Genomic DNA, 21410 nt, shown 5'->3' with positions numbered 1-21410 from the left:
TCGACGCTCTGTTTGCCCGTGTCAGATGCAGGTCTCGCTCCAATGGCTCCGGGAGCTGGTGGCCTGCGATCTGGCACCGGACGTTCTCGCTGAGAAGCTCTCGATTGCCGGCTTCGAGGTGGAGGAGATCACCGATCTGGCCGCCCGTGCAGCAGGGGTGGTGGTTGGTTTTGTTGAGCAGCGGGAACCCCACCCGGACGCCAACAAGCTGAGCGTCTGCACGGTCTCAGTCGGCGCTGAAGCTCCGCTACAGATCGTCTGTGGAGCCAAAAATGTGCGCGCCGGCATTCACGTCGCCGTCGCCACCGTGGGGGCCTACCTGCCGGCCGTCGATTTAAAGATCAAGCCCGCAGAGCTGCGCGGGGTCGCCAGCAGCGGAATGATCTGCTCGCTCTCAGAGCTCGGGTTGGCCGATAGCTCGGACGGAATTGTTGTTCTCGAGGAGGCCCTTGAGTCCGTTCCGGCCATCGGCAGCCCGGTTGGCCCCCTCTTTGGTCTCGACGATCAGGTCTTCGAGTTGGCGATTACCGCCAACCGCCCCGATGGTCTCTCGATGCTCGGCATCGCCCGCGAGGTGGCTGCACTGACTGGGGCAACCCTCAACCTGCCCTCCGCAGCACCGGTGGTCAGCTCCGAGGCACTGCCTGTGGGTGCCGATGTTCAAGACCGCATCGAAGATGGCGGCCTGTTCAGTCTGACCGCCCTCTCGGGCCTCAAGGTCGGCCCCTCGCCCCGTTGGCTCCAGAGCCGACTCGAGCGTGCTGGTCTCCGGCCGATCAACAACGTCGTGGACATCACCAACCTGGTGATGCTGGAGCAGGGACAGCCCCTGCATGCCTTTGATGCAGATCGACTGGCCCAATTGAGCGAAGGCCGCCTCGACCCGGCGGCGATCGATCTCCGCGCTGGCCGCCATGGCGAAGCCTTTACGACCCTCGATGGCAGCGACCACAGCCTCAGTGAAGACGCCTGGGTCGTGAGCTACGCGGACCACGCGATTGCCCTGGCCGGTGTCATGGGAGGTGACGCGTCGGCTGTTCAGCAGAAGACCACATCGATCTGGCTCGAGGCGGCGATGTTTGCTCCCCAGACCGTCCGCAAGAGCGCCCGCAGCTTGGGGCTGCGGACCGACGCCAGCAGTCGCTTTGAAAAGGGCCTGCCGCTCGAAGTCACCCTGTCTGCCGCCGACCGCGCCGTGGCCTTGCTGCAGGAGATCTGCGGGGCCCAACTGGACGGTCGCTGGCTGCATCAACGTGCCGAGGGAGCCAAGCCGCCACTCGAGCTACGCCGCGACGCATTGCATAACCTCCTCGGTCCTGTGGTCACGGCCGATGGCGAGGAGATCGATCTAGAGGATGCAGAGATCGAGCGGATCCTCGAGGCCCTGGGCTGCAGCCTTCAGGCCGGCGAGGAGGGTTGGTTGGTGCAGGTTCCGCCTGCCCGGGCCATGGACCTGCAACGGGAGGTGGATCTAATTGAGGAGGTTGCCCGCTTGGTGGGCTACGACCGTTTCGCCAGTCACCTGCCGGACCCCATTGCCCCGGGGGGGCTGACCCCGCTGCAGGAGGCCGAGCGCCAGCTGCGCCGACTCTTGGCTAGCGCTGGGCTCCAGGAGGTCTGCAGCCTGTCCCTTGGCCCTGCAGAGGTCGACCGTCCGGGGGCTGATCCCAGCCGCCGCGTCGCCCTCGCCAATCCGTTGTTGGCCGACTACAGCCACCTGCGCGACAGCCTGGTCGATGACCTGCTTTCGGCGGCGCAGCGCAATCTGAAGGCTGGTCGTGGCGGTTTTTGGGCCTTCGAGATTGGCAATGTGTTTGATGCCAAGGCCCAGGGTTCACCGCAAAGCCAACACCTCGCTGGTGTGATCTGTGGTTCCCGTCAGGCCGAGCTCTGGAGCCAAAGCGGCAAGCCCCAAGCGCCTGATTACTTCAGTGCCCGTGGTGTTCTCCAATCAGCACTCGCCGCCCTGAAGCTGCCCTTGGAGGACAGGCGGTTGAGTGATCATCCGCTGCTCCATCCCGGTCGTGCAGCCCAGATCGTGGTTGAAGGGCGGCCACTGGGGTATTTCGGTCAGATCCATCCGGCCCTTGCGGAGCAGTTCGATCTACCGGCCACCACTTATCTCTTCAAATTGGAGGTTGGCGCGCTGTTGAGTGCGGCGACCCGGCGCAATCGCTGGCAACCCAGCTTTGCCCCCTTTGCCACGGTGCCCGCCTCCGAGCGCGATCTCGCCCTTGTGGTCCCAACGGACACCGCCAGCGCTCAGCTGTTGAATGCGATCCGCAAGGCGGGCAAGCCCCTCCTGGAGCAGGCTGAACTGGTGGACCGCTACGACGGGGAGCAGGTCGCGCAAGACTCCTGCAGCCAGGCGTTCCGCTTGCGCTATCGGGATCCCAAGCGCACGCTCAAGGACACCGAGGTCGACGAGGCGCACGAGAAAATCCGTGCGGCCCTCGAAAAGCAGTTCGGTGCCCAGCTACGCGGCTGAACCGCTGTGGGTCAGTAGGGCCAGGGTCTCGACGTGGCTCGTCTGAGGGAAGAAATCAACGGGTTGAACCGTCTCAAGGCGGTAGCCGCCTTCTTCACCACAGAGTTGCTGTAAATCCCTCGCCAGGGTCGAGGGATTGCAGCTGATGTAGGCCAACCGATCTGGAGTGCCATCAAGGATGGCGCCGAGCGCTTCGGCACTCAGTCCCTTGCGGGGCGGATCCACCAGGAGGGATCCGGTCATCTTCAACCGCTCGGCCAGCACCGCGGCCACGTCAGCCTGTTCAAAAAAGGCGGTCGTGATCCCGTTGCGTTCGGCATTGGCCGTGGCTTGGCTGACCGACAAGGGATGCACCTCAAGGCCCAGAACCTTCAGGCCAGAGCGTGCCAAGGGCAGGCTGTAGGTCCCGATTCCGCTGTAGGCGTCGATCACCGTTGCGCTCTTCCCTGCAGCAAAGAAATCCCGCAGTGGCTCAACCAGCCGCTGCGCTTGGGCTGTGTTGACTTGAAAGAAGGTGTCAGCTGCGATGCGCAGCTCAATGCCATCAAAGATTTCAAGTAACCAGGCGCGTCCAGCGATCAGGTCAGTCTCTGGACCCATTACGACGTTGGAGGCCTTCGGCTGAACGTTGAGCCCGACCCCGACGACCTCCGGCCATCGCTCCATCCAGCGTTGGGCAAGGGACTCAAGTCCCTTGAGTTGCCGGTGGCTGCTCACCAGCGTGATCAGGATTTCCCCCGTTGCCGATCCCACGCGTAGGGCCAGATGACGCAGCCCGCCTTTGGCGCTGAGGTTCACATCAACGGGCCAGCCGGTCTTCTCCAAATCCTTCTTGATCGGCTCAATCAAGGCATCGATCCTTGGATCAAGGACCGGGCAGTGATTGAGATTGACGATCTTGTGGCTGCCGCGTCTGTAGTAGCCCGCCCTCAAGCGGCCGTCCTCCGCTCGCTCCAGTGGGATGAGGGCGCGATTTCGGTATCCAAAGCCCTGCTCACAGCCCCAAACCGGCTCAACGCTGGTCTCCAATTTGGCCAGCCGGCTGAGGCTCTGCTGAACCAGGTCCCGTTTCAACTCCAGCTGCATCGCACTGGAACAGTGCTGGAGGCTGCAGCCACCACAGCGCTCCGCGAGGATGCAGGGCGGCTTTTGCCGGTCGGGACTCGCCTGACTGACCTCCAGCAGATCAGCCTCCAGATGCCGCTTGGCACAACGGCGCACACGGGCTTGAACCGTTTCACCAGGCAGTGCCCCGGGGATAAACACAGCGGTTTCCATCCAGCGGCCCACGCCCTGGCCCTCATGGCCCAGCCCTGTCACCAGGACCTCGATGGTTGAGCCCAACTGCACCTTGCTTGCTGCCATCACCCGCTTGCCGTCCTTCTTTGACCCTATCGGTGCGTAAACACCTGCTCAGAGCGGGGCTTTTCAGCGCTTGTCCTGGATACAGTGGCTGGGTCAATGGTGGTTTCGATGAGCGTCGTACGCGATCTGATCCTTCAGGCAGACGATCAGCTCCGCTATCCCACCGGCGGTGAGCTGCGCTCCATGGTGGAGTTCCTCTCCACCGGCTCTAATCGCCTTTCCGTTGTCCGGATCCTGACCGACAACGAAAAGAAGATCGTTGACGAAGCCTCGAAGCAGCTCTTCAGCCGTAAGCCCGAATACGTCGCACCTGGCGGCAACGCCTACGGCTCTAAGCAACGGGCCCAGTGCCTGCGCGACTTCGGCTGGTACCTGCGTCTGGTCACCTACGGCGTCCTGGCTGGCAGCACCGAGCTGATTCAGAAGATTGGCCTCGAGGGTGCTCGTGAGATGTACAACAGCCTCGGTGTTCCGATGCCCGGCATGGTCGAATCCATGCGTTGCATGAAGGAAGCCGCTCTGGTGCTGCTCAGCCAAGAGGATGCTGCCGTCGCCGCTCCTTACTTCGATTTCTTGATTCAAGGAATGCAGACCCCCTGCTGAGCTTTATCCCTCTTGAGTCATCGGCCGGCACACGCCGGCTTTTTTCATGCTCACTCACAGGATTAGATATGTCGCTCTTGTCCTGGATGAGACGCGTGCATAGTCTCGGCGCGCTGGTCTATTGGGCTGCCTGAGACTGATTCTCTTCATGACCGAAAGGGCGAGAAACAGCGCGAGATTGTCAGTCCCATCATCTCCTCATTCCAAGACCTGAACTGCGTCTCAGGCGTACCGACTGAAACACTCCCCGAATGCCTCCGGCTGGACTTGCGCAGACATTTGCCGAAGCTCTTCTCGTGGGTCGCAGTGGCCTTCCAGGCCTGGACCCTCAGTAGGACCAATAGGAGACGATCGAGTTAGTTTTGCCGGAAGTCACCGGAAATGAGCCGATACCCAGAAGGAATCAGGCGCGTACCTGTGTCTACAGCAGGTACGCGTCTTTGGAAAAGCAGGCCTGAACTGAATTCTTGAGCGTTGTCCAGAGTATTGGACAGTGCTGGTGAGATGCGAGGACATCGCCTGAATGCTCGGCCTTGTGCAGGCTGTCAATGCATTGCCTCGTGCAACCAAAACAACGACAAATGCCTATCTATAAAGAACTGGTCCACACTGCTTTAGCGTCTGAGAATCGTCGCATCCCGGGACCGGCGACGAGTCTCGTCTGCAACCTTTGATTAGGCAACGTCGCGATAGCGCTCCTTGAGGAACTGGTAGGCCTCGTTGAGGCGACGCATCGCATCAGCTGATCCACCGGCATCTGGGTGATGGCTGACGGCTTGGGTGCGGTAGGCCTCCCTGATCTCCCGCAGGCTGTAGGGGCGATCGGCGACCGTAGCGAGCTGGAGCATCTTCAGGGCGCTGTGAACCGTCATGCTGTTGTCGATGGCATCAAAGGAGGTGCTTCGCTTGCTGCGGCTTCGGTGACGCTGGACGAAGCGTGTGATCAAGCTCGGAACACGTGCGGCCAGCGTTGATCCACCAAAGGGGTCCTCCAGGATTCCCGCAGCAACGATCACGCGCTCAAGGGTCGGGCTCCCCTCCTCCCACTCGGGCGCATAGGAGAACATCACCTGTTGAACCAGGTTCCAGCCGAAGGGACGTCCGTCGCTGTCCCCCGATTGCGGCCAGATATCCCGGCCGAGCCAGACCATGGCCGCTTCCAGCGCAGCCTCCGTTGGCGCTTGGCCGTAGACCTCGCTCCAGTGCGAGGCGACCTGGTGCATGGCTTGTTCCAGTTCAAGCCGGTGGATCAGGGCCAACGTGGCGTCAGGCGTTGCCGCGCGGGGAGGCGCGTCGAGGGTTTGCTTGACGCGCTTGGCTTGCTTGCGCACGAAGCCGGGAAGCTGAATGCCGCCTGTGGCGGCAGGAGGCTCCGGGGACCCCTCCCGCAAAACCTCACTACTCTCGGATGAGACACGGCTCTGGTCCCGCTGTGCGACCAGGTCTGAGTGCACGAGAACAATTGAAAGGTCTTCGTCGAGGGGAATGGGTCTCTGCTCTTCTTCAACCTCGAGTGAGTCCCGTTCCTCCCCCTCCGGAGTCTTGTGAGGCTGCGATTGCGAGGAGTCGTCCTGGTCTGCGTCCTCGTCCTGGGCTCCCCTGACTTCCTGAAGTAGGCGTTCAACCGTGGCGCCGCGGCTGCGCAAGCCGAGCTGACCTTTCAGCCCGTCGATCCAGTCCAAAAGCTCCTCGCTGAGTTCCAGCGAGATCCGCCGTTTGTCGGTCTCTCGCTGGCTCACTCAGGTTCGGGAACTGTTGTTGAGGTTATCGACCCAACAGGGAGTTCATCATCTTTTGTTGGGCCTCGACAGCCTGCTGATAGCGGAGCATCAAGCTCTCACTCATGCGTGTTGGGTTGATCACTGCGGCAGAAACGCCCTCCAGATTGGGAAGTGCCGGTGGGGGCTCAACCCATTGCGGGGGAGCGACGACCGGTGGCGCGACCGGCCTGATCGTCACAGGCTCAAAGACTGGTGACTTGATCGCCGCTACGGGAACCTTGGGTGGGCTTTGTTTTGTGGCGGCAGCAGCGACCGCAGTCATCGTCTCCCGTTGTTTGAGATTGGCCAATTGCTGGTCCGAAACCACGCTCAGCAGGTGCCCAGGGGTTGCATCCGCTGGATAGACCAGGCTGACCTTGACGGGATTGCTCTGACCCGGCCGTAGATAAAGGTCGGCAATGGGGAGGCTGTCGCCGGACTTCATCCCGACGTGGACCTCTTGGTATCCATCGGATGTTTCGATGCGGATTGAGCCGCGGAAGGCGGTGAATTTGCCTCGGCCATTGATCGTGGGATGGCTGAGCACCAACTTGTGGGGGCCTGTGCCCGTGAGATTCATGGTGACGTCAAAGCGCACCCCGTAGGTCCCGACGTTGTTTAACGAGGAATCAACCATTCGGGTGACCAGGGGATTGATCTGAACTTCCCCGGTGCCGAAATGGTGGCGGTTGGTGCTGGTGAGGGGCACGTGCAGTGCACCTTGCTGGAGGTCATGGGACACGCTTGCGGTGTATTCGTCGCCAATGGCGACGCCCGCCACCCGTGAGAAGACCGTGCCGTTTTCAATTTGGCGAATCCGGCTGAGGTAAACCCGACCTGGTGCCAAACGCCGTTGATCCAGGACAGCGATCAGATCTGCATCGGACTGGGGATCCTCGGCGGCCACCACCGCCATCTGGAACGGTCCATCGCTTCGCCCCTTCAGTAGTCCGTTGGCAATGCCCTTGGCTGGGAGTTGACTGCTGAAGAGAACAATCCTGCTGCGGGCTGGGATGGTGATCTCATCGGCCAGTCTCCGGTCCAGCTTGCCGCGCAGCATTTGCACGGCTGTCGCGTCCCCTGGCCCGGTGTTCCATGGGCGATGGCCGAGAGGCTTCACGCCCATCAGATTGTCGGATTGGTAGGGCGCTTCAAAGCTGTTGCGGACAGCCCCTTTCTCAAAGCGAATGTGAACGGGCTGACTGCTGGGGTTGATCAGCAGGGTGGCCAGGGTGAGTTCACCGCGGCGTCCACCACCGCTACCCATGCGGCTCTTGTCATTCGGGTAGTACTTGTGGTGAACGTGAAGGCCGAACTCACCGTTAAAGGTGTAGGTGGCGTTGGCAAGGGGTTGTCCCGTCTCCGCCGCAATGGTCTGTCCGGGTGTTGTCGTCACCAGGATGCCTGGTCCATGCACCTCCTCCGGTTGGTTGGAGTGCAGGACCGGAACGGTGTTGAACACACCCTGCAGCGGCCGGGCCTGCTGGCCGGCCATCAAGGCCACATCGGCTTGAGCCGGGATAGGGGCGATCAACACGCCGCCAACGAGAGCAATTGCGAGGGGTCTCATCAGACCTATGGGACCAACTGCTCTCAACGTGCGAATGATTGGCGGTGGGGTGCGTTGCTGCTCCGAATTCTTTTATCTCCGGCTGATCGAAATCAACACAGAGGCTGATGCTCCTGCCGCCTGTCGCGGCAAACCACTGCTGCTGGCTAGAACGATTGAACTCAAGCATTCTCCATGATTCCTCCGTTCTTTGCTTGCGCTGATGCGGGTTCTCCGGCCCAGATGCGTCGCCGTCACCAAGAGCGCAAGCATCAGATGTTGACCTTCTGGCGCGACGGTCTGGAGCGTCAGCTGGCGGCGATCAATGCGGCCCTGAGCACCCTCGAGCGCCAAATGCAGGATTCCACCGAGTCCTGAGCTCCTCCAGTCCAGCGTGAAGCCTGCGCCGGACCGTTGCGGAGCTGATCCCCAGCAGACCAGCGGTCCGGCGCAGGCTGTAGCCCTCCAAGACCACAAGCTCCACAACCTGACTGTGGCGTTGCTGGATCGACGCCAACCAGGACTGCGCCATTCCCCGTGGCAGCAACGGGTCGGTCTCGTCGTCCATGGCTGCAATCCCCTCACAGCGCTCAGGGTCAAGCCAATCGAGCCTCTCTAGCTGTTCGGCCTGCTGCAGGACCCGCAAGGCTGTCTCACTCCAGCCCAGTCGGCGGCCCAAGCCCACTGTTGCTTGGTTGCCAGTAGCGGCCTCAATCTTGTTCAACTGCGCTAACCGATCCTGAACAGATCGGGGCAAGCGCACCAGCCGGCTGTTGTCTCTGAGGTGCCGAAGGATTGCGCCGCGGACAAAGGGCTTGGCATAGGCACCAAGGCTGCGGTCAGGTCCTGGCTGAAACCGCGCTGAGGCCCTGAGGAAACCGACCCAGCCAGCCTGGATCAAATCGTCGACGGGTTCCCTGCAGCGCTGGGCGTAGTGCCGTGCTGTTCCGAGGACAAGACCGCGATGCCGCTTAACTTCTGCGGCCTGCTCCCGCGTGGTGGGCATGGAAACAAGGTGTGCTTGCTTCAGCAAAACCTTGACCCGTCCCCCGCGTCGTCGGTGAATTCACCGAGGTTGAGCCACCGTTCGCAGCAGCTCCAAAGGACCATGGCGCTCGAGCCAATCCCGATCGGAGCCGTTCGTGAGCAGTAGGTAGCCAGCAAAACCAAGGGCATTCACGCTGAACCCCGCCGCGTGCTCCCTGGTGCGGGCCACGGTCATGAACCAGTCGGGGCTGATCAGCACGTTGTAGGGAGCTCCTGGGTGCTCGGACATCGACGGTTGCCCAAGACCCAAGCTCTCCGTTTGCTCGAGGTAGAGGCGCTCGAGTTCCGCCGCCGCTTCAGCCCCAGCCGGTGCGGTCCGGTGACTCACGCGATAGCGCCAGGGCCAGGGATCCTCCAATCCAGCCAGTTGGGCCCGGATAGCGCTGTCGAGGGGACAACAGACCTCAGACGGCTCCCGCGGCAGCAGCTGCAGGTGGCGATGGGGCTGGCTCGCCCCGGCTTCGGGGCAACTATTGAAAAACCAAAGACCACTGGTGCAGGCATCCACGGCCGCGAGTTGCATCCAGTCGGCAGGCTCAAGCCAGCCGGCCTGCGGCCTCCACTGCTGCGTGATCAAGAGCAGGTGGCCCCGTTGAACGGGAAACTTGTTCAGCAGCAACAGGTGGCTGCTTCCGAGTCGTTCCACCTCCAGGCGCTGATCCCAGGGAAGAAAGGGATTTGGCTTGGGCCCCTCCCGGCGCAGATGTTTCGGTGTGGCCGATTCCAGTCGGCGAATGACGAATGGCTCGCAGCGCGCAAGGCCTTCCAAAGCGGTATCCAGGGGGATCAGCGCACCGTTGGCTTCAGCCACGTCGCTGCAGCGCAGCGCTGCTGTGCCGTAGCGCCCCAGAACGCCCATCTCCTTGACCAAGGCCAGATCTGATTAAAGCGCCACTCAGTCCTGACTGCAGACGCTCCAGTCGCCTGGAACATGCCCTGGAGGGCCAGCTGCGACTGAGCCTGACCAGAGGACATGGCCCAGACCACTAAGGCGCACGCGGTAACCCTCCTGGAGCTCACAGCGCATCCCGCCGCAGCGGGCCGAGGGCTGCCAGCCGTGCAGGGTGGACTTGCCGAGCGCATCGGCCCACCAGGGGGCGACGAGGGCATGGGCTGAACCTGTTACCGGATCCTCCTCAATGCCGAGGCCTGGGGCAAAGAAGCGCAGCTGGTAGTCGCAGGTCTGGCCAAAGAGCTCAGCGGAGCTCCCGGCCTGCATCACCACCAGACCTTGACGATCAGCCCCTTCGAGGCGCTCACTCACCCCCCGGAGCTCCCGCAGGATCAGCGCGCCGTCCACGAGTACGACGCGATAGCCCAAGTTCGAGCGCCAGTAGCCCAAGACGTCGCTGTCCAGAACCTGCCTCAGATAGCTCGGTGCCTGCTCATGGATGAGGGGTTCGCTGGGCAGCACCAGGGAGGCAGCTCCCCTCACCTGCGGATCAACGCGAACCGCTAAGCCACCGCTTCGGCTCGCCAGGCGGAGCTCGTCTCCTACTGGAAACAGGTTCCAGTGCTGCAGGGCCAGGGTTGCGGCCAACGTTGCATGCCCGCAGAGGGGCACTTCACAGGTTGGTGTGAACCAGCGAATGCACCACTGCTGCCTCGGGTTCAGCCAAAGAAAGGCCGTCTCAGATTGCTTCAAACTGCCCGCCAGGGCCTGCATCCACTCTGGGCTGGCCGCCTCCTGCAGTTCCACCACCGCTGCGCCGTTGCCGCACAGGGGACCATCAGCAAACGCCTCGATCAGCAGAGCCCGCCGCGCCGTTGGATCGGAAGGAAGCTCAGGCATCCAGCGCTAGGCCTGCTCATCGCGAAGGGACCGCTGCATTAAGGCATGAACCGCCTCTTGGGGGCTACTTCGGCCGTCTGCCGTACGCACCACCTGCTGGCAGATCGGTAGGGACCAGCCGTGGCGCTCGCCCAGTGCCGCAACAGCCTGAGCAGTCTTGAATCCCTCGACAGTGGCGCCAACGCTGGCTTGGGCTTCGCTGGCACTGGCCCCTCCCGCCAGGGCCAAACCAAAGCGGTAGTTCCGGCTGAGGGGGCTGTTCGATGTTGCCAAGAGATCACCCAGACCCGCCAACCCGTAGAGGCTGCCCTGCTCTCCCCCCAGGTTCTGAATCACCAGTCCCATCTCCGCCATCCCCCGGCAGAGCAACGAGGCCTTGGCGTTGGCTCCGAGCTTCAGGCCATCGCAGATACCAGCCGCGATCGCCATCACGTTTTTAAGCGCACCCGCGAGTTCCACTCCAAGCGGATCGGCACTGGCATAAAGCCGCAGCTGATCGGAGCTGAGCTGCCGCTGCAGCTGCTGAACCCGACCGAGCTCCACCCCGGCCAAAACACTCGCCGCCGGGCAGCCCTGGGCCAATTCAGTCGCAAGGTTGGGACCACTCAGCACCAGAGGGTTGAGCTCGGGATTAGCGGCCTGCCAGATCTGACTTGCGGTGAGCTGGGTCTCGGGGTCGAGCCCCTTGCTACAGCTCAGCAGCGGCACTCGCAGGTCCCAGTACCCAGCTAGGTCTGTGGCCAGCTGCTTGCTCCCTGCAAGGGAGACGGCCACCAGCACCAAATCGACAGCACGTATGGCTTCGAGAGGGGACCCTCCGCTGCGGCGGCTCCAAACCTTGATCTGGTGCCCCTGGCGGCTGAACAAATCAGAAAGGGTCTGCCCCCAAGCCCCAAGGCCCAGGACACCGATGCTGAGGGCGGTCACTGGTCCGCCGCGTGGGCCTGAAGCAGCTCGAGGGGAATCACGTCCAGGCTGGAGTCCTCACAAGCTGCGAGGCGGACGGGTGGGGCCATGCCGTCTTGGTAGGCCTCTAGCCAACGGGCTGCACAGACGCACCAGTGGTCACCGGGTTTGAGCCCGGGGAAGCCATAGGCGGGCATCGGGGTCGTCAAATCATTCCCCTGAGCCTTCGAGTAGCTGAGGAATTGTTCATTGACGACGCAACAGACGCTGTGACGCCCCAAATCCGCTGCGTTGGTGCGGCAGCTGCCGTCGCGAAACCAGCCAGTCATCGGGTCACATCCACACTCCTGCAACGGTTCTCCAAGAACGTTGAGGGACGTGGTCTCAGCTGCGTTCATCGTTGGGTTGTGCCCGGTTTCAGCCGGTGAATGACGTCAATTCTGACGAAGGAGTGGAACAAAACCGCCGGGGAGGTTGACGGGATCGGGGGGTAAGGCGTTAAAGGTCATTCAGCCAACCCCCCTACATGAGCTGGGACTTCACCGAAGACGGCGCCTTCCTGGCCCTTTGCGATGCCTTCAAGGAGAGCGGCGAGAGCTCTGCCATTGAGTTCTTGGCCAACGGCGAGGGCGCATTCCACTTCCAGGAGTTAGCTCAGAACGCGGCTGGAGAAGGTGTCGATCTATCGGACTCCTCTGACCTCGAGGAGTTCCAACAGGAAGTGATCGACACCATGGAAAATCTCTGCGGCTGAGTCAGCCGTAGAAGAAGGCGACCTCTTTGTCCTTCAGGCCATCCCAGCCAGCCGCCTTGAGGCGTGCATCGAGGGTCTGTTGGTCAAAGTGCTTCGAGCCGGTTTTCACCACACGGTTCCGCATTGATTTTTTGACGCCGCTGCGGGCCCGTTGACTCTCCAGATCCATCACCTCGTTGTAGAGGGCCAGCATCTCCTGAGGGATCGGGCTTCCATCGAGATCAATGCCTGAGGCGATTGCAGCATCGACGCCGCCAGGTCCGGCAATGGCCATCGGTCAAGGGTGAGGGGCCCTGACCCTAAGCGGAGAAATAGCGAGCCTGGCTGTGCAGGGCGACCAGAGCTGTGGTGCTCTGCTCGGGCTCCAGTTGGTCGCTCTCGTCCATGCTCAACCCAATGCGATCCGTACCCAGCCAGGTGAGCTGTTGACGGGAATCCGGGACGTTGGGGCAGGCGGGATAACCAAAGGAGTAGCGACTGCCGCGATAGCGCTGAGCTAAGACATCGCGCAGGGGCATGTCTGCGGGGTCCGGATAGCCCAGCTCGCTGCGAATGCGGGCATGGACCCATTCGGCCAAGGCCTCTGCCATTTGAACGCCAAGTCCATGGAAGTACAGGTAGTCGCTGTACTGATCGCCCTTGAAGAGCTCCTGGGCGAATTCGGTGGCCCGCTCACCCATGGTCACCGCCTGCATCGGCAGCACGTCTGTGGCCCCGGGGGCGAGGTCGCGATAGAAATCGGCGATGCAGTAGCGGTTGCCTGATCGCTGGCGCGGCAGCTCAAAGCGTCCGAGCTCCTGGTCGTGTTGCTCAGGGTTAAACACCACAAGGGCATTTCCATCACGGCCACAGGGGTAGTAGCCGTAGGCCACCCGAGGGCTCAGCAGGGCCTCATCGATGCAGCGCTGCTTCCAGTGGGCAAGGACCGGCTCAGCCTTCTCAGCGAGCATGGCCTCATAGTCCTCGCGGGACTGTCCTTGGGCCTTGCGCAGTTGCCACTGCCCGGCGAAGAGGGCATTGCGATCCAGGTAGGCGAAGACAGATTCGATGTCGATCGCGTCTTCCCGCAGGACCTGACTTCCCCAGAACGGAGGGGTGAGGGCTGGCTCTTCAGGGACGGCTTCGGAGCGTTCCGTTGAGACGGGAGTGAGCGCAGCGGGAGTCGATTCAGCCTCTGCCTTGCCGCCAGAGCCCTCTGGGTGACCATCAGATTCGCCAGCATTGTCCAGACCAAGGCCCTCGGGAATCGCACCCAGGAACCCCTTGGCGTTGTCCCACTGCTCATCCGCTTTGGCGGTCACGAGGGCATCCATGAACCGCAGGTCAGCAAACGCATCTCGGCCGTAAATCACCTGACCGGCATAAACCTCACGGCAGTCCTTATTGACAAAGCGAGGTGTCAACGCAGCTCCACCAAGGATTACAGGGACATTGATCCCTGCCTCATTGAACGCAGCCAAGTTGTCCTTCATGAAGGCCGTTGACTTGACCAACAACCCACTCATGGCAATGCAATCAGCGTTGTGCTTCTGCTGCGCCTCAATGATGGCCTCGACGGGCTGCTTAATGCCCAGGTTGATCACCTCGTAGCCGTTATTCGTGAGGATGATGTCAACGAGATTCTTGCCGATGTCATGGACATCGCCTTTCACAGTGGCAATCAAGAATTTCGCTTTCGCTGAACTCTCACCCTCCACCTTGTCCATTAATGGCTCCAGAAAAGCCACCGCAGACTTCATCGTCTCGGCACTCTGAAGCACAAAAGGCAACTGCATTTGGCCGGAGCCGAAGAGTTCACCTACCACCTTCATCCCATCAAGCAGGAAGGTGTTGATAATGTGCAGCGGTTTGTAGGTCTCAAGCGCAAGACGCAGGGCATCCTCAAGGCCAATGCGCTCGCCATCGATGATGTGCTGCTTGAGCCGCTCCTCAACCGGAAGGTCTGCCAAGGAGGGACCGGAGGCGCGGGCTTCCTTGGTGGACACGCCTTCGAACAGCGTGGTGAGCTCCGTCAGCGGGTCATAGACGCAGACGCCGTTCTCAAAGCGCCTGCGGTCATTGATCAGATCGCGGCAGACCTGCTGGTGCTCATCACTGATCTTGATCAGGGGGAGGATTTTCGCAGGGCTCACGATGGCTGCATCCATGCCCGCCTCACAGCAGTCGTGCAGGAAGACGGAGTTCAGAACGATGCGAGCCGCAGGTGAGAGGCCGAAACTGACGTTGCTGACACCGAGAACCACATGGACGCCCGGGAGGTTTTCGCGAATCATGCGAATCGCCTGGACGGTGGCGAGGCCGTTCTCACGGTCCTCTTCGATGCCCGTTGAGATGGGCAGCGCTAGAGGGTCGTAGAAGATTTCATGGGCTGGAATGCCGTATTCCAGGGCGTCCCGGTAAGCGCGTTGTGCGATGGCGAATTTGCGCTCTGCGCTGCGGGCCATCCCCTCCTCATCAATGGTGCCGACCACCACACCAGCGCCATAGTCACGCGCCAGTTGCAGCACTTTGAAAAAGCGCTCGTCACCGTCTTCGTAGTTGGTGGAGTTGAGGATGCACTTGCCACCAGCCACCTTCAGGCCAGCTTCCATCTTTTGCCACTCCGTGGAGTCGAGCATCAAGGGAAGGTTGACGTTGGTGACCAGACGGCTCACCAAGGCATGCATATCGGCCTCGCCATCGCGGCCGACGTAATCGACGTTGACATCGAGAACGTGGGCGTTCTCCTTGACCTGCCCCCGGGCGACGGAAACCAGACCATCCCAGTCCTCTTCAGCCAGCAACTCCCGGACCTTCTTGGAGCCACTGGCATTCAGCCGTTCACCAATGATCAGGAAGGAGTTGTCCTGCAGATAGGGGGTAACGCCGTAGATCGAACTGGCTGAGGGTTCGTACTGCAGGGCTGGCCGTGGAGCATCAGCGTCCGGCTCAGTGCTTCCACGCACGCTGCGTTCTGCAGGTTGCAGTTCAGAAGCGAGCTCCGCCAGGGCCGCAATGTGGGCCGGAGTCGTGCCGCAGCAGCCACCGATCACCTGGACACCCAGGTCCTCGACGAAGTGCATCAGCTGCATCTTCATCTCGGTGGGCGTGAGACGGTAGTGCGCCACACCGCCAATGTTCTCGGGTAATCCCGCGTTGGGGATACAGCTGACGACGAAGGGGCTGTGGGCCGAGAGGTAGCGAACGTGCTCCTTCATCTGCTCGGGGCCGGTCGCGCAGTTCAGGCCGAGAACATCGATCGGAAAGGGCTCAAGGATCGCCACGACAGCGGCAATATCCGAGCCCACCAGCATCGTGCCGGTGGTCTCCATGGTCACGCTGACCATCAGGGGACGCCGTTCACCTTTTTTGGCAAAGGCCTGTTCAATGCCCTGGAGGGCCGCCTTGATTTGCAGGACGTCCTGACAGGTTTCAACGATGAACAGGTCGACATCTCCTGCGATCAGGCCCTCGGCCTGCTCCGCAAAGGAGTCGCGCATCTCATCGAAGCCAATGTGCCCAAGGGTTGGCAGCTTCGTCGTCGGACCCATCGATCCGGCCACAAACCTGGGCTTCTCAGGCGTTGAGTAGGCCGCCGCCATTTCACGGGCAAGCTCCGCGGCCCGCTTGTTGAGCTCAAAGGCCTTGTCTTGGATGTCGTACTCGGCCAAGACCGTTGAGGTCGCCCCGAAGGTGTCGGTCTCGATCACATCGCAGCCGGCCTCGAGAAACTGACGATGCACCGCCTGGACGGCATCCGGGCGCGTGAAGACCAGGTTTTCGTTGCAACCCTCGAGGGCCAGGCCGCCGAAGTCATCAGCAGTCAGATCCATCTGCTGCAACGACGTTCCTGTTGCGCCGTCAAACACCAACACTGGCCGCGCAGGGCTGTGCAGGCGTTCAAGGAAACCGATGCGTTGTGTGGCGAGCATCAACCGATCAACCGTCCAGGCGAATGCGCGTGACCCAATGGTCAAAGGCGGGATCACGCCCTTCGGTGATGGCGGTCAGGCGCTCGCGAATCGCGGTCATCACCGGACGCTCAGCACTGAGTTCAGTGGTTTCCACACGACGAATCGGCGTGACCTTGGCGGCTGTACCGCTCAGGAAGACTTCATCGGCAATGAATAACTCGCTCTTGTCGACGGGACGCTCCAGGGTGGGGATCCCCATCGCCTTAGCCAGCTCCAGAACACTGGATCGGGTGATGCCCTCAAGAATGTCCTGATCGACACCTGGTGTGATCAGGACACCATCGCGAACGAGGAACAGATTCATGCCGCTGGCCTCGCTGACCTTGCCGCGGCTGTTGAGCAGCAGAGCCTCATCAAAACCGCTCTTGACGGCCTCTGTTTTGGCGAGTGAACTGGTGATGTAGGCGCCGCTGATCTTGCCGCGAAGGGGCAGGGAGCGATCTTCTTGGCGGGTCCAGGAGCTAATCCGGCAGCTCACCCCCTCAGGGGAGAGATAGTCACCGAGCTCAAGGCCGTAGATCAGGAAATCGGTCTCAATGTTGTGCAGCCTCGGGGCAATCCCCAGGTCACTTGTGTAGACGAAGGGACGTAGATAGACCGGGCAGGTGGGGCGATTGGCGCACAGGAACTGATGGATCGCGCTGTGGATCGTGTCTTCGCTGAGCTCTGTCAGTAGGAGACGCGCGCTCTGACTTAATCGGCGGGCGTGGCGGTCGGCCCGGAACAGAAGAATCTCGTTGGCATCGGCCGGATTGGGGATCGCCCGCATTCCGCCAAACGCACCGGTCCCGTAGTGCAGGGCGTGGGTTGCCACCGACAGCGTGGCCTCCGCAAAGGGCACACACTTGCCACCGAACCAGGCGAAGGGCAGGAACTGATGCATGGGGTCGGTGGGGGCGGCCACAGCTGCAGACGATCCTCTCACTGCTGGGTGCCCAAGCGCGAGTGCTGAACCAGCAAGATGGAGCAATGCACCGTCTTGCGGCTGTCCCTGGTAGCCACAGCCCTGATGACGGGGTGACCTACGTGGAGCAACCCGGGGCGGAGCTGGTGTTCCTCTCCAGCGCCGACACCGACTTGGCTGCCCTCTCGGCCTGCCTGGATCAGCACAGTTGTCCGGCAGGAGCGGCTCGCCAGATCCAAGGTCTCAACCTGGCCAGCCTGCAGCACCCAGCGGTTCTCGATCACTACATCCGCACCAGCCTTGGCGGCACGCAGCTGGTGTTGATCCGACTGCTTGGCGGACGCGGGCACTGGAGTTATGGCCTCGAGCAGTTCCGGCAGTGGGCCTCTGCAGACTCCAAACGAGCGCTGGTCGTTCTGGCCGGGACCGCCGATGAGGACGAGGCCCTTGCCAGCCTCAGCAACGTTCCCGCTGAACTGGCCACAGCCAGCAGCCGCTGCCTCCGGGAAGGGGGTACATCCAATCTTCTGGAGGTCCTGGGCTCCCTTGGCCACTGGCTCGATCACGGCCAGCTGCAGCTCCCCCAAGTCCACGCCGTTGAGGACCCGAAAGCCCACGACTGGCGTGACGATCTCGGACCGCGTGTCGGTGTCATCCTCTACCGGGCGCTCCTGCAGTCCGGTGATCTGGCCTTGCCCGAGGCCCTGCTCGACTCCCTCAGAACACAGGGGCTCGCCCCGCGGGCTCTCTGGGTCAGCAGCCTTAGGGACCCAGGGGTCCAGCGAGGAACTCTGGATCTGCTCCAGCGCGAGCAGGTGGCGGCTGTGGTCTGCACCACCTCCTTCGCCTCCGTGCAGTTCGCTGAAGCAGGGCTCGGTGCCCCGCTGTGGGACGCGCTCGGTGTTCCTGTCTTCCAGCTGCTCTGCAGCACCCAAACGCAGGAGGCTTGGAGCGCCAGTCCCATTGGTCTGTCCTCCCTGGATCTGACCCTGCAGGTGGCGATGCCGGAGCTCGACGGTCGCATCAGCACACGCGTTGGAGCCTTTAAGGAGCTGACCAGAGCTGATGCGCGCTTGGCCACAGCTCTGCATCGCTATCTACCGGAGCGGGAGCGGCTCGATTGGGTTGCGCAATTGGTGCAGCGCTGGTGCAGCCTGCGCGAGACCCCGGCGTCCGATCGCCGTCTGGCCTTGGTGCTGGCGAACTATCCAACCCGCAATGCGCGATTAGCCAACGGCGTCGGGCTCGACACCCCAGCCAGCGCTGCGGCGATGCTGCAGTGGCTGAAGCAAGCGGGCTATGGACTACCGGAGCAGCTGCCAAGCGACGGAGACGGCCTGATTCAGGCGTTGCTCGCCGGACGGACGAATGACCCTGAAAGCAGCCACCTGAAGGCCCTGGATCACCTTCCCCTTGCCGATTACCTGGCTTGGTTTGACGGAATCCCCGCAGCAGCTCGCAGCAGCCTGGAAGCCCAATGGGGGGCACCAAAACAGGATCCGTCGCTGGAGAAGGAGGGCTTCCCCATCCATGGCCTGCAATACGGCCATGTGGTGGTGATGATCCAGCCGTCCCGGGGTTACGAGAGGGACCCAAGCCTCAGCTACCACTCCCCGGATCTGGTGCCGACCCACCACTACCTGGCCCACTACCTCTGGCTTAACCAATCAGCAGCGGTCCAGCTGGTCTGCCATGTGGGCAAGCACGGCAACCTCGAGTGGCTGCCTGGAAAGGGACTTGGACTCTCGCCAGGCTGCTTCCCGGAACTGGCCTTAGGCCCGATCCCCCACCTCTACCCGTTCATCGTCAATGACCCGGGTGAGGGCTCCCAGGCCAAGCGCCGTGCCCAGGCGGTCATCCTCGATCACCTCACCCCACCCCTTGGTCGTGCAGGACTCCATGGCGACTTGCGGGAACTCGAGGCTCTGATTGATGAGTACTGGGAATCCGTACAGCTAGGCAGTGCTCGGAGCGAGACGCTCCGCAGCGCGATCCTGACGCAACTGAGCCGCAGCGAACTCAGCGACGTCTTGGCCGCGGGCGACGCTGCGGATCCCCTCGATGCCGCCGACGGCTACCTCTGTGAACTCAAGGAAGCCCAGATCCGAACCGGTCTGCATCGCTTCGGCTCCCTTCCTGAGACGGAGGCCCTCGCTGAACTGCTGGCCTGTCTGGCCCGTCCCCCCCAGGAGGGTGGTCTTGGCCTAACCCAGGCGTTGGCCCTGGATGCGGCCTTGCAGCTGGACCCCTGGAGTGACCCAGAAGAATCCCCCCTCGAACCCGTCGATCAGCAGCGGCTACTCGTCCTTGGCCTCAGACACCCCAGGGTCTGCGGGGATGCCATCGCCTGGCTTGAAGATCAGGCCCTCGATCTCTGCCGCTCACTTCTGGGCGAAGTGCACAGCCACGAGGCCGTCGGACAACACACCGAGCAGGTGCTGGAGCGTCTTGGCCAACGGCTCGTGCCGAATCTGCTTGGCTGCGGTGAGGCCGAGCGCACGGCCTTTCTGCGTGGTGTAGCAGGTGATCGGATCGCGGCGGGGCCCTCCGGTGCCCCCACCCGTGGACGGCCGGATCTTTTACCGACGGGCCGCAATTTCTACAGCGTTGATTTGCGCGGGCTGCCGACGGAAGCAGCCTGGGACCTCGGTCGACGTAGCGCAGAACTCCTGCTCGATCAGCATTTGATGGAGGAGGGGGAGCCCCTTCGCCATCTCGCCCTGTCGGTCTGGGGCACCAGCACGATGCGCAATGGCGGTGAGGACATTGGCCAGGCCCTGGCCTTGCTTGGCGTTCGCCCGGTCTGGGATGGACCCAGTCGACGGCTGGTGGACCTGGAGTTGATTCCCCTCTCGGCCTTAGGTCGGCCCCGGGTGGATGTGACCCTGCGGATCTCAGGACTCTTCCGAGACGCCTTTCCCCAGCTTGTGGCGTGGGTCAACCGCGCCACGGCTCTGGTGGCTGCAGCCGATGAATCGGCTGAGGAGAACCCGCTCGCGCAAGCCGCGCAAAGGGATGGTCATGCCTGGCGGGTCTATGGCTCAGCCCCTGGGGCCTATGGCGCGGGCCTTCAAGGTCTGATCGACAGTGGTGACTGGGAGGGGCGTGGTGATCTGGCCGAGGCCTACCTGAATTGGGGCAGCTGGCGCTACGAGGGTGATGGCACTGGTGCCCTGCGCATTGCCTCCGACCGGGATGGTTTTCAGCAGCGCCTCTCGTCAGTGCAGGTCGTGCTGCAAAACCAGGACAACCGTGAGCATGACCTGCTGGATTCCGATGACTATTACCAGTTCCAGGGCGGGCTGAGTGCTGCGGTCGAGTCCGTTCGTGGAGTCGCACCAGCGGTTTGGTTCGGGGACCATTCACGCCATCAGCGTCCTCGCATTCATCGCCTGGAGAAGGAGTTCGACAAGGTGCTGCGCTCCCGCGTTCTCAATCCGCGCTGGATTGAAGGCATGCAACAGCACGGCTACAAGGGTGGCTTCGAGATGGCCGCCAGCCTCGATTACCTCTTCGCCTACGACGCGAGCACCGGTCGGGTTCCCGACTGGAGCTACGGCTCAATCTGCGAGCAGTGGCTTGAATCTCCCGCGGTCTTGGAGTTCCTGAAAACCCACAACCCTTGGGCACTGCGGGACATGGGCGAGCGCCTGCTTGAGGCCCATCACCGCGGGCTCTGGAGCGGAGCACAAAAAAACCAGCTCGCGCATCTGCGTGAGCTGGTCTTGAACGCGGAGGCGCTGATCGAGGGTTAGAGGTCCTTGACCCAGCCCTTGAAGGCACCAATGTCGCCGGGCTTCGCCGTGCTCGCCGGGGTGCTGGGCTGTGCTTCGGCCTGCTGAGCTTTCTCTTGCTGCTTCTGGGCGTTGATGGCGGCAGGGCCGCCGGGGACGTTCACGCCAACGGAGGAACCGCGCTTGCGCTCATCCAGCTCGGCCTGGCTCATCGGCTCGCAGAACGTCTTCTTGACTTCTTTGGGGATGCCACCCGTCAGGTCGGTCTGCACCTCAGGTTTTTTCGGGTCGCCCAGCCCATCAGACTTGATCACACGACGGGCCGTCATCGAGGCGACCTCGTCAACGATTTCCTTGCTCCCAGGGTTGTCAGCGGTTCCGGGGAAGGTGCGCCGGATCGTGTTCGACTGACGCATGAAGTCGACATTCCCCATGCTGCTGGAGGAATCGGCGTCGAGGAAGAACGCTTCCTCCTTCTTCTTCGCTGGCTCCCGCTTGGTCAGGGGAGACTGAGACTGGTTATTGCCGAGCAGGCGATCAAACAGGCCCATCGCA

The 21410-nt window shown here is 62.2% G+C and carries 17 protein-coding genes; 5 read left to right on the top strand and 12 right to left on the bottom strand.

The window, feature by feature from the left end; translation table 11 throughout:
- The first annotated feature begins 25 nt into the window (after positions 1-25).
- Positions 26-2488: a phenylalanine--tRNA ligase subunit beta gene (pheT, locus tag ACXIQ9_RS00810; RefSeq protein WP_459014999.1), complete on the top strand. Its 2463-nt coding sequence runs from the start codon at positions 26-28 to the stop codon at positions 2486-2488.
- On the opposite strand, the gene rlmD is transcribed toward pheT, so the two are convergent.
- Entirely contained in the window at positions 2477-3853 is a 1377-nt protein-coding gene (rlmD, locus tag ACXIQ9_RS00805; protein WP_459014997.1) for a 23S rRNA (uracil(1939)-C(5))-methyltransferase RlmD, read from the bottom strand. The genes pheT and rlmD overlap by 12 nt on opposite strands.
- A gap of 108 nt (positions 3854-3961) precedes the next feature.
- On the opposite strand from rlmD, the gene ACXIQ9_RS00800 reads away from it, so the two are divergent.
- Positions 3962-4456, top strand: a complete 495-nt coding sequence (locus ACXIQ9_RS00800) for an allophycocyanin subunit alpha-B (protein ID WP_010316991.1) — start codon at positions 3962-3964, stop codon at positions 4454-4456.
- 674 nt (positions 4457-5130) lie between these two features.
- Here ACXIQ9_RS00800 and ACXIQ9_RS00795 read toward each other — a convergent pair.
- Positions 5131-6195 (bottom strand): J domain-containing protein, encoded by a 1065-nt coding sequence (locus tag ACXIQ9_RS00795; RefSeq protein ID WP_459014994.1) that lies wholly within the window; start codon positions 6193-6195, stop codon positions 5131-5133.
- 25 nt (positions 6196-6220) lie between these two features.
- On the bottom strand, positions 6221-7786 hold the full coding sequence (locus tag ACXIQ9_RS00790; protein ID WP_459014992.1) for a DUF3370 family protein: 1566 nt from the start codon (positions 7784-7786) through the stop codon (positions 6221-6223).
- 174 nt (positions 7787-7960) lie between these two features.
- On the opposite strand from ACXIQ9_RS00790, the gene ACXIQ9_RS00785 reads away from it, so the two are divergent.
- Positions 7961-8143, top strand: coding sequence for a sigma factor SigF (locus ACXIQ9_RS00785; RefSeq protein WP_459014990.1), 183 nt, complete (start codon positions 7961-7963; stop codon positions 8141-8143).
- Here the strand turns inward: ACXIQ9_RS00785 and ACXIQ9_RS00780 are convergent.
- The 5 genes from ACXIQ9_RS00780 to ACXIQ9_RS00760 are packed head-to-tail and all read right to left on the bottom strand — an operon-like array spanning position 8088 to position 11908.
- Complete coding sequence (locus ACXIQ9_RS00780) at positions 8088-8771, bottom strand: sigma-70 family RNA polymerase sigma factor (protein ID WP_459014988.1); 684 nt, start codon at positions 8769-8771, stop codon at positions 8088-8090. The genes ACXIQ9_RS00785 and ACXIQ9_RS00780 overlap by 56 nt on opposite strands.
- Before the next feature lie 60 nt (positions 8772-8831).
- Complete coding sequence (locus tag ACXIQ9_RS00775) at positions 8832-9671, bottom strand: ATP adenylyltransferase family protein (protein WP_424173973.1); 840 nt, start codon at positions 9669-9671, stop codon at positions 8832-8834.
- A gap of 36 nt (positions 9672-9707) precedes the next feature.
- On the bottom strand, positions 9708-10604 hold the full coding sequence (locus ACXIQ9_RS00770) for a PhzF family phenazine biosynthesis protein (protein ID WP_459014986.1): 897 nt from the start codon (positions 10602-10604) through the stop codon (positions 9708-9710).
- Positions 10605-10610: 6 nt separating this feature from the next.
- Complete coding sequence (locus tag ACXIQ9_RS00765) at positions 10611-11531, bottom strand: NAD(P)H-dependent glycerol-3-phosphate dehydrogenase (RefSeq protein WP_459014984.1); 921 nt, start codon at positions 11529-11531, stop codon at positions 10611-10613.
- On the bottom strand, positions 11528-11908 hold the full coding sequence (locus ACXIQ9_RS00760) for a DUF2237 family protein (RefSeq protein WP_029626305.1): 381 nt from the start codon (positions 11906-11908) through the stop codon (positions 11528-11530). Before ACXIQ9_RS00760 ends, ACXIQ9_RS00765 begins: the two co-directional genes overlap by 4 nt.
- Positions 11909-12036: 128 nt before the next feature.
- Here ACXIQ9_RS00760 and ACXIQ9_RS00755 point away from each other — a divergent pair, with 128 nt between their 5' ends.
- Positions 12037-12264 (top strand): hypothetical protein, encoded by a 228-nt coding sequence (locus ACXIQ9_RS00755; protein WP_010317004.1) that lies wholly within the window; start codon positions 12037-12039, stop codon positions 12262-12264.
- A 1-nt stretch (position 12265) separates the two neighbouring features.
- Here ACXIQ9_RS00755 and ACXIQ9_RS00750 read toward each other — a convergent pair whose 3' ends face one another.
- The 3 genes from ACXIQ9_RS00750 to ACXIQ9_RS00740 are packed head-to-tail and all read right to left on the bottom strand — an operon-like array spanning position 12266 to position 17100.
- Complete coding sequence (locus ACXIQ9_RS00750) at positions 12266-12538, bottom strand: small RNA NsiR4-regulated ssr1528 family protein (RefSeq protein WP_296415056.1); 273 nt, start codon at positions 12536-12538, stop codon at positions 12266-12268.
- Positions 12539-12563: 25 nt separating this feature from the next.
- Entirely contained in the window at positions 12564-16175 is a 3612-nt protein-coding gene (gene metH, locus ACXIQ9_RS00745; RefSeq protein ID WP_459014981.1) for a methionine synthase, read from the bottom strand.
- Positions 16176-16182: 7 nt separating this feature from the next.
- Positions 16183-17100 (bottom strand): branched-chain amino acid transaminase, encoded by a 918-nt coding sequence (locus ACXIQ9_RS00740; RefSeq protein WP_296415169.1) that lies wholly within the window; start codon positions 17098-17100, stop codon positions 16183-16185.
- Positions 17101-17186: 86 nt separating this feature from the next.
- Between ACXIQ9_RS00740 and cobN the strand changes: the two genes are divergently transcribed.
- Positions 17187-20876 carry a cobaltochelatase subunit CobN gene (gene cobN, locus ACXIQ9_RS00735; protein WP_459014979.1) on the top strand — a complete coding sequence of 1230 codons (3690 nt, stop codon included), beginning with the start codon at positions 17187-17189 and terminating at the stop codon, positions 20874-20876.
- Here cobN and ACXIQ9_RS00730 read toward each other — a convergent pair.
- Positions 20873-21406: a hypothetical protein gene (locus tag ACXIQ9_RS00730; RefSeq protein WP_459014977.1), complete on the bottom strand. Its 534-nt coding sequence runs from the start codon at positions 21404-21406 to the stop codon at positions 20873-20875. The genes cobN and ACXIQ9_RS00730 overlap by 4 nt on opposite strands.
- Positions 21407-21410: the final 4 nt, after the last annotated feature.

The sequence above is a fragment of the Synechococcus sp. LTW-G genome, assembly GCF_054459035.1.
This window is presented reverse-complemented; position numbering and strand designations above follow the sequence as displayed.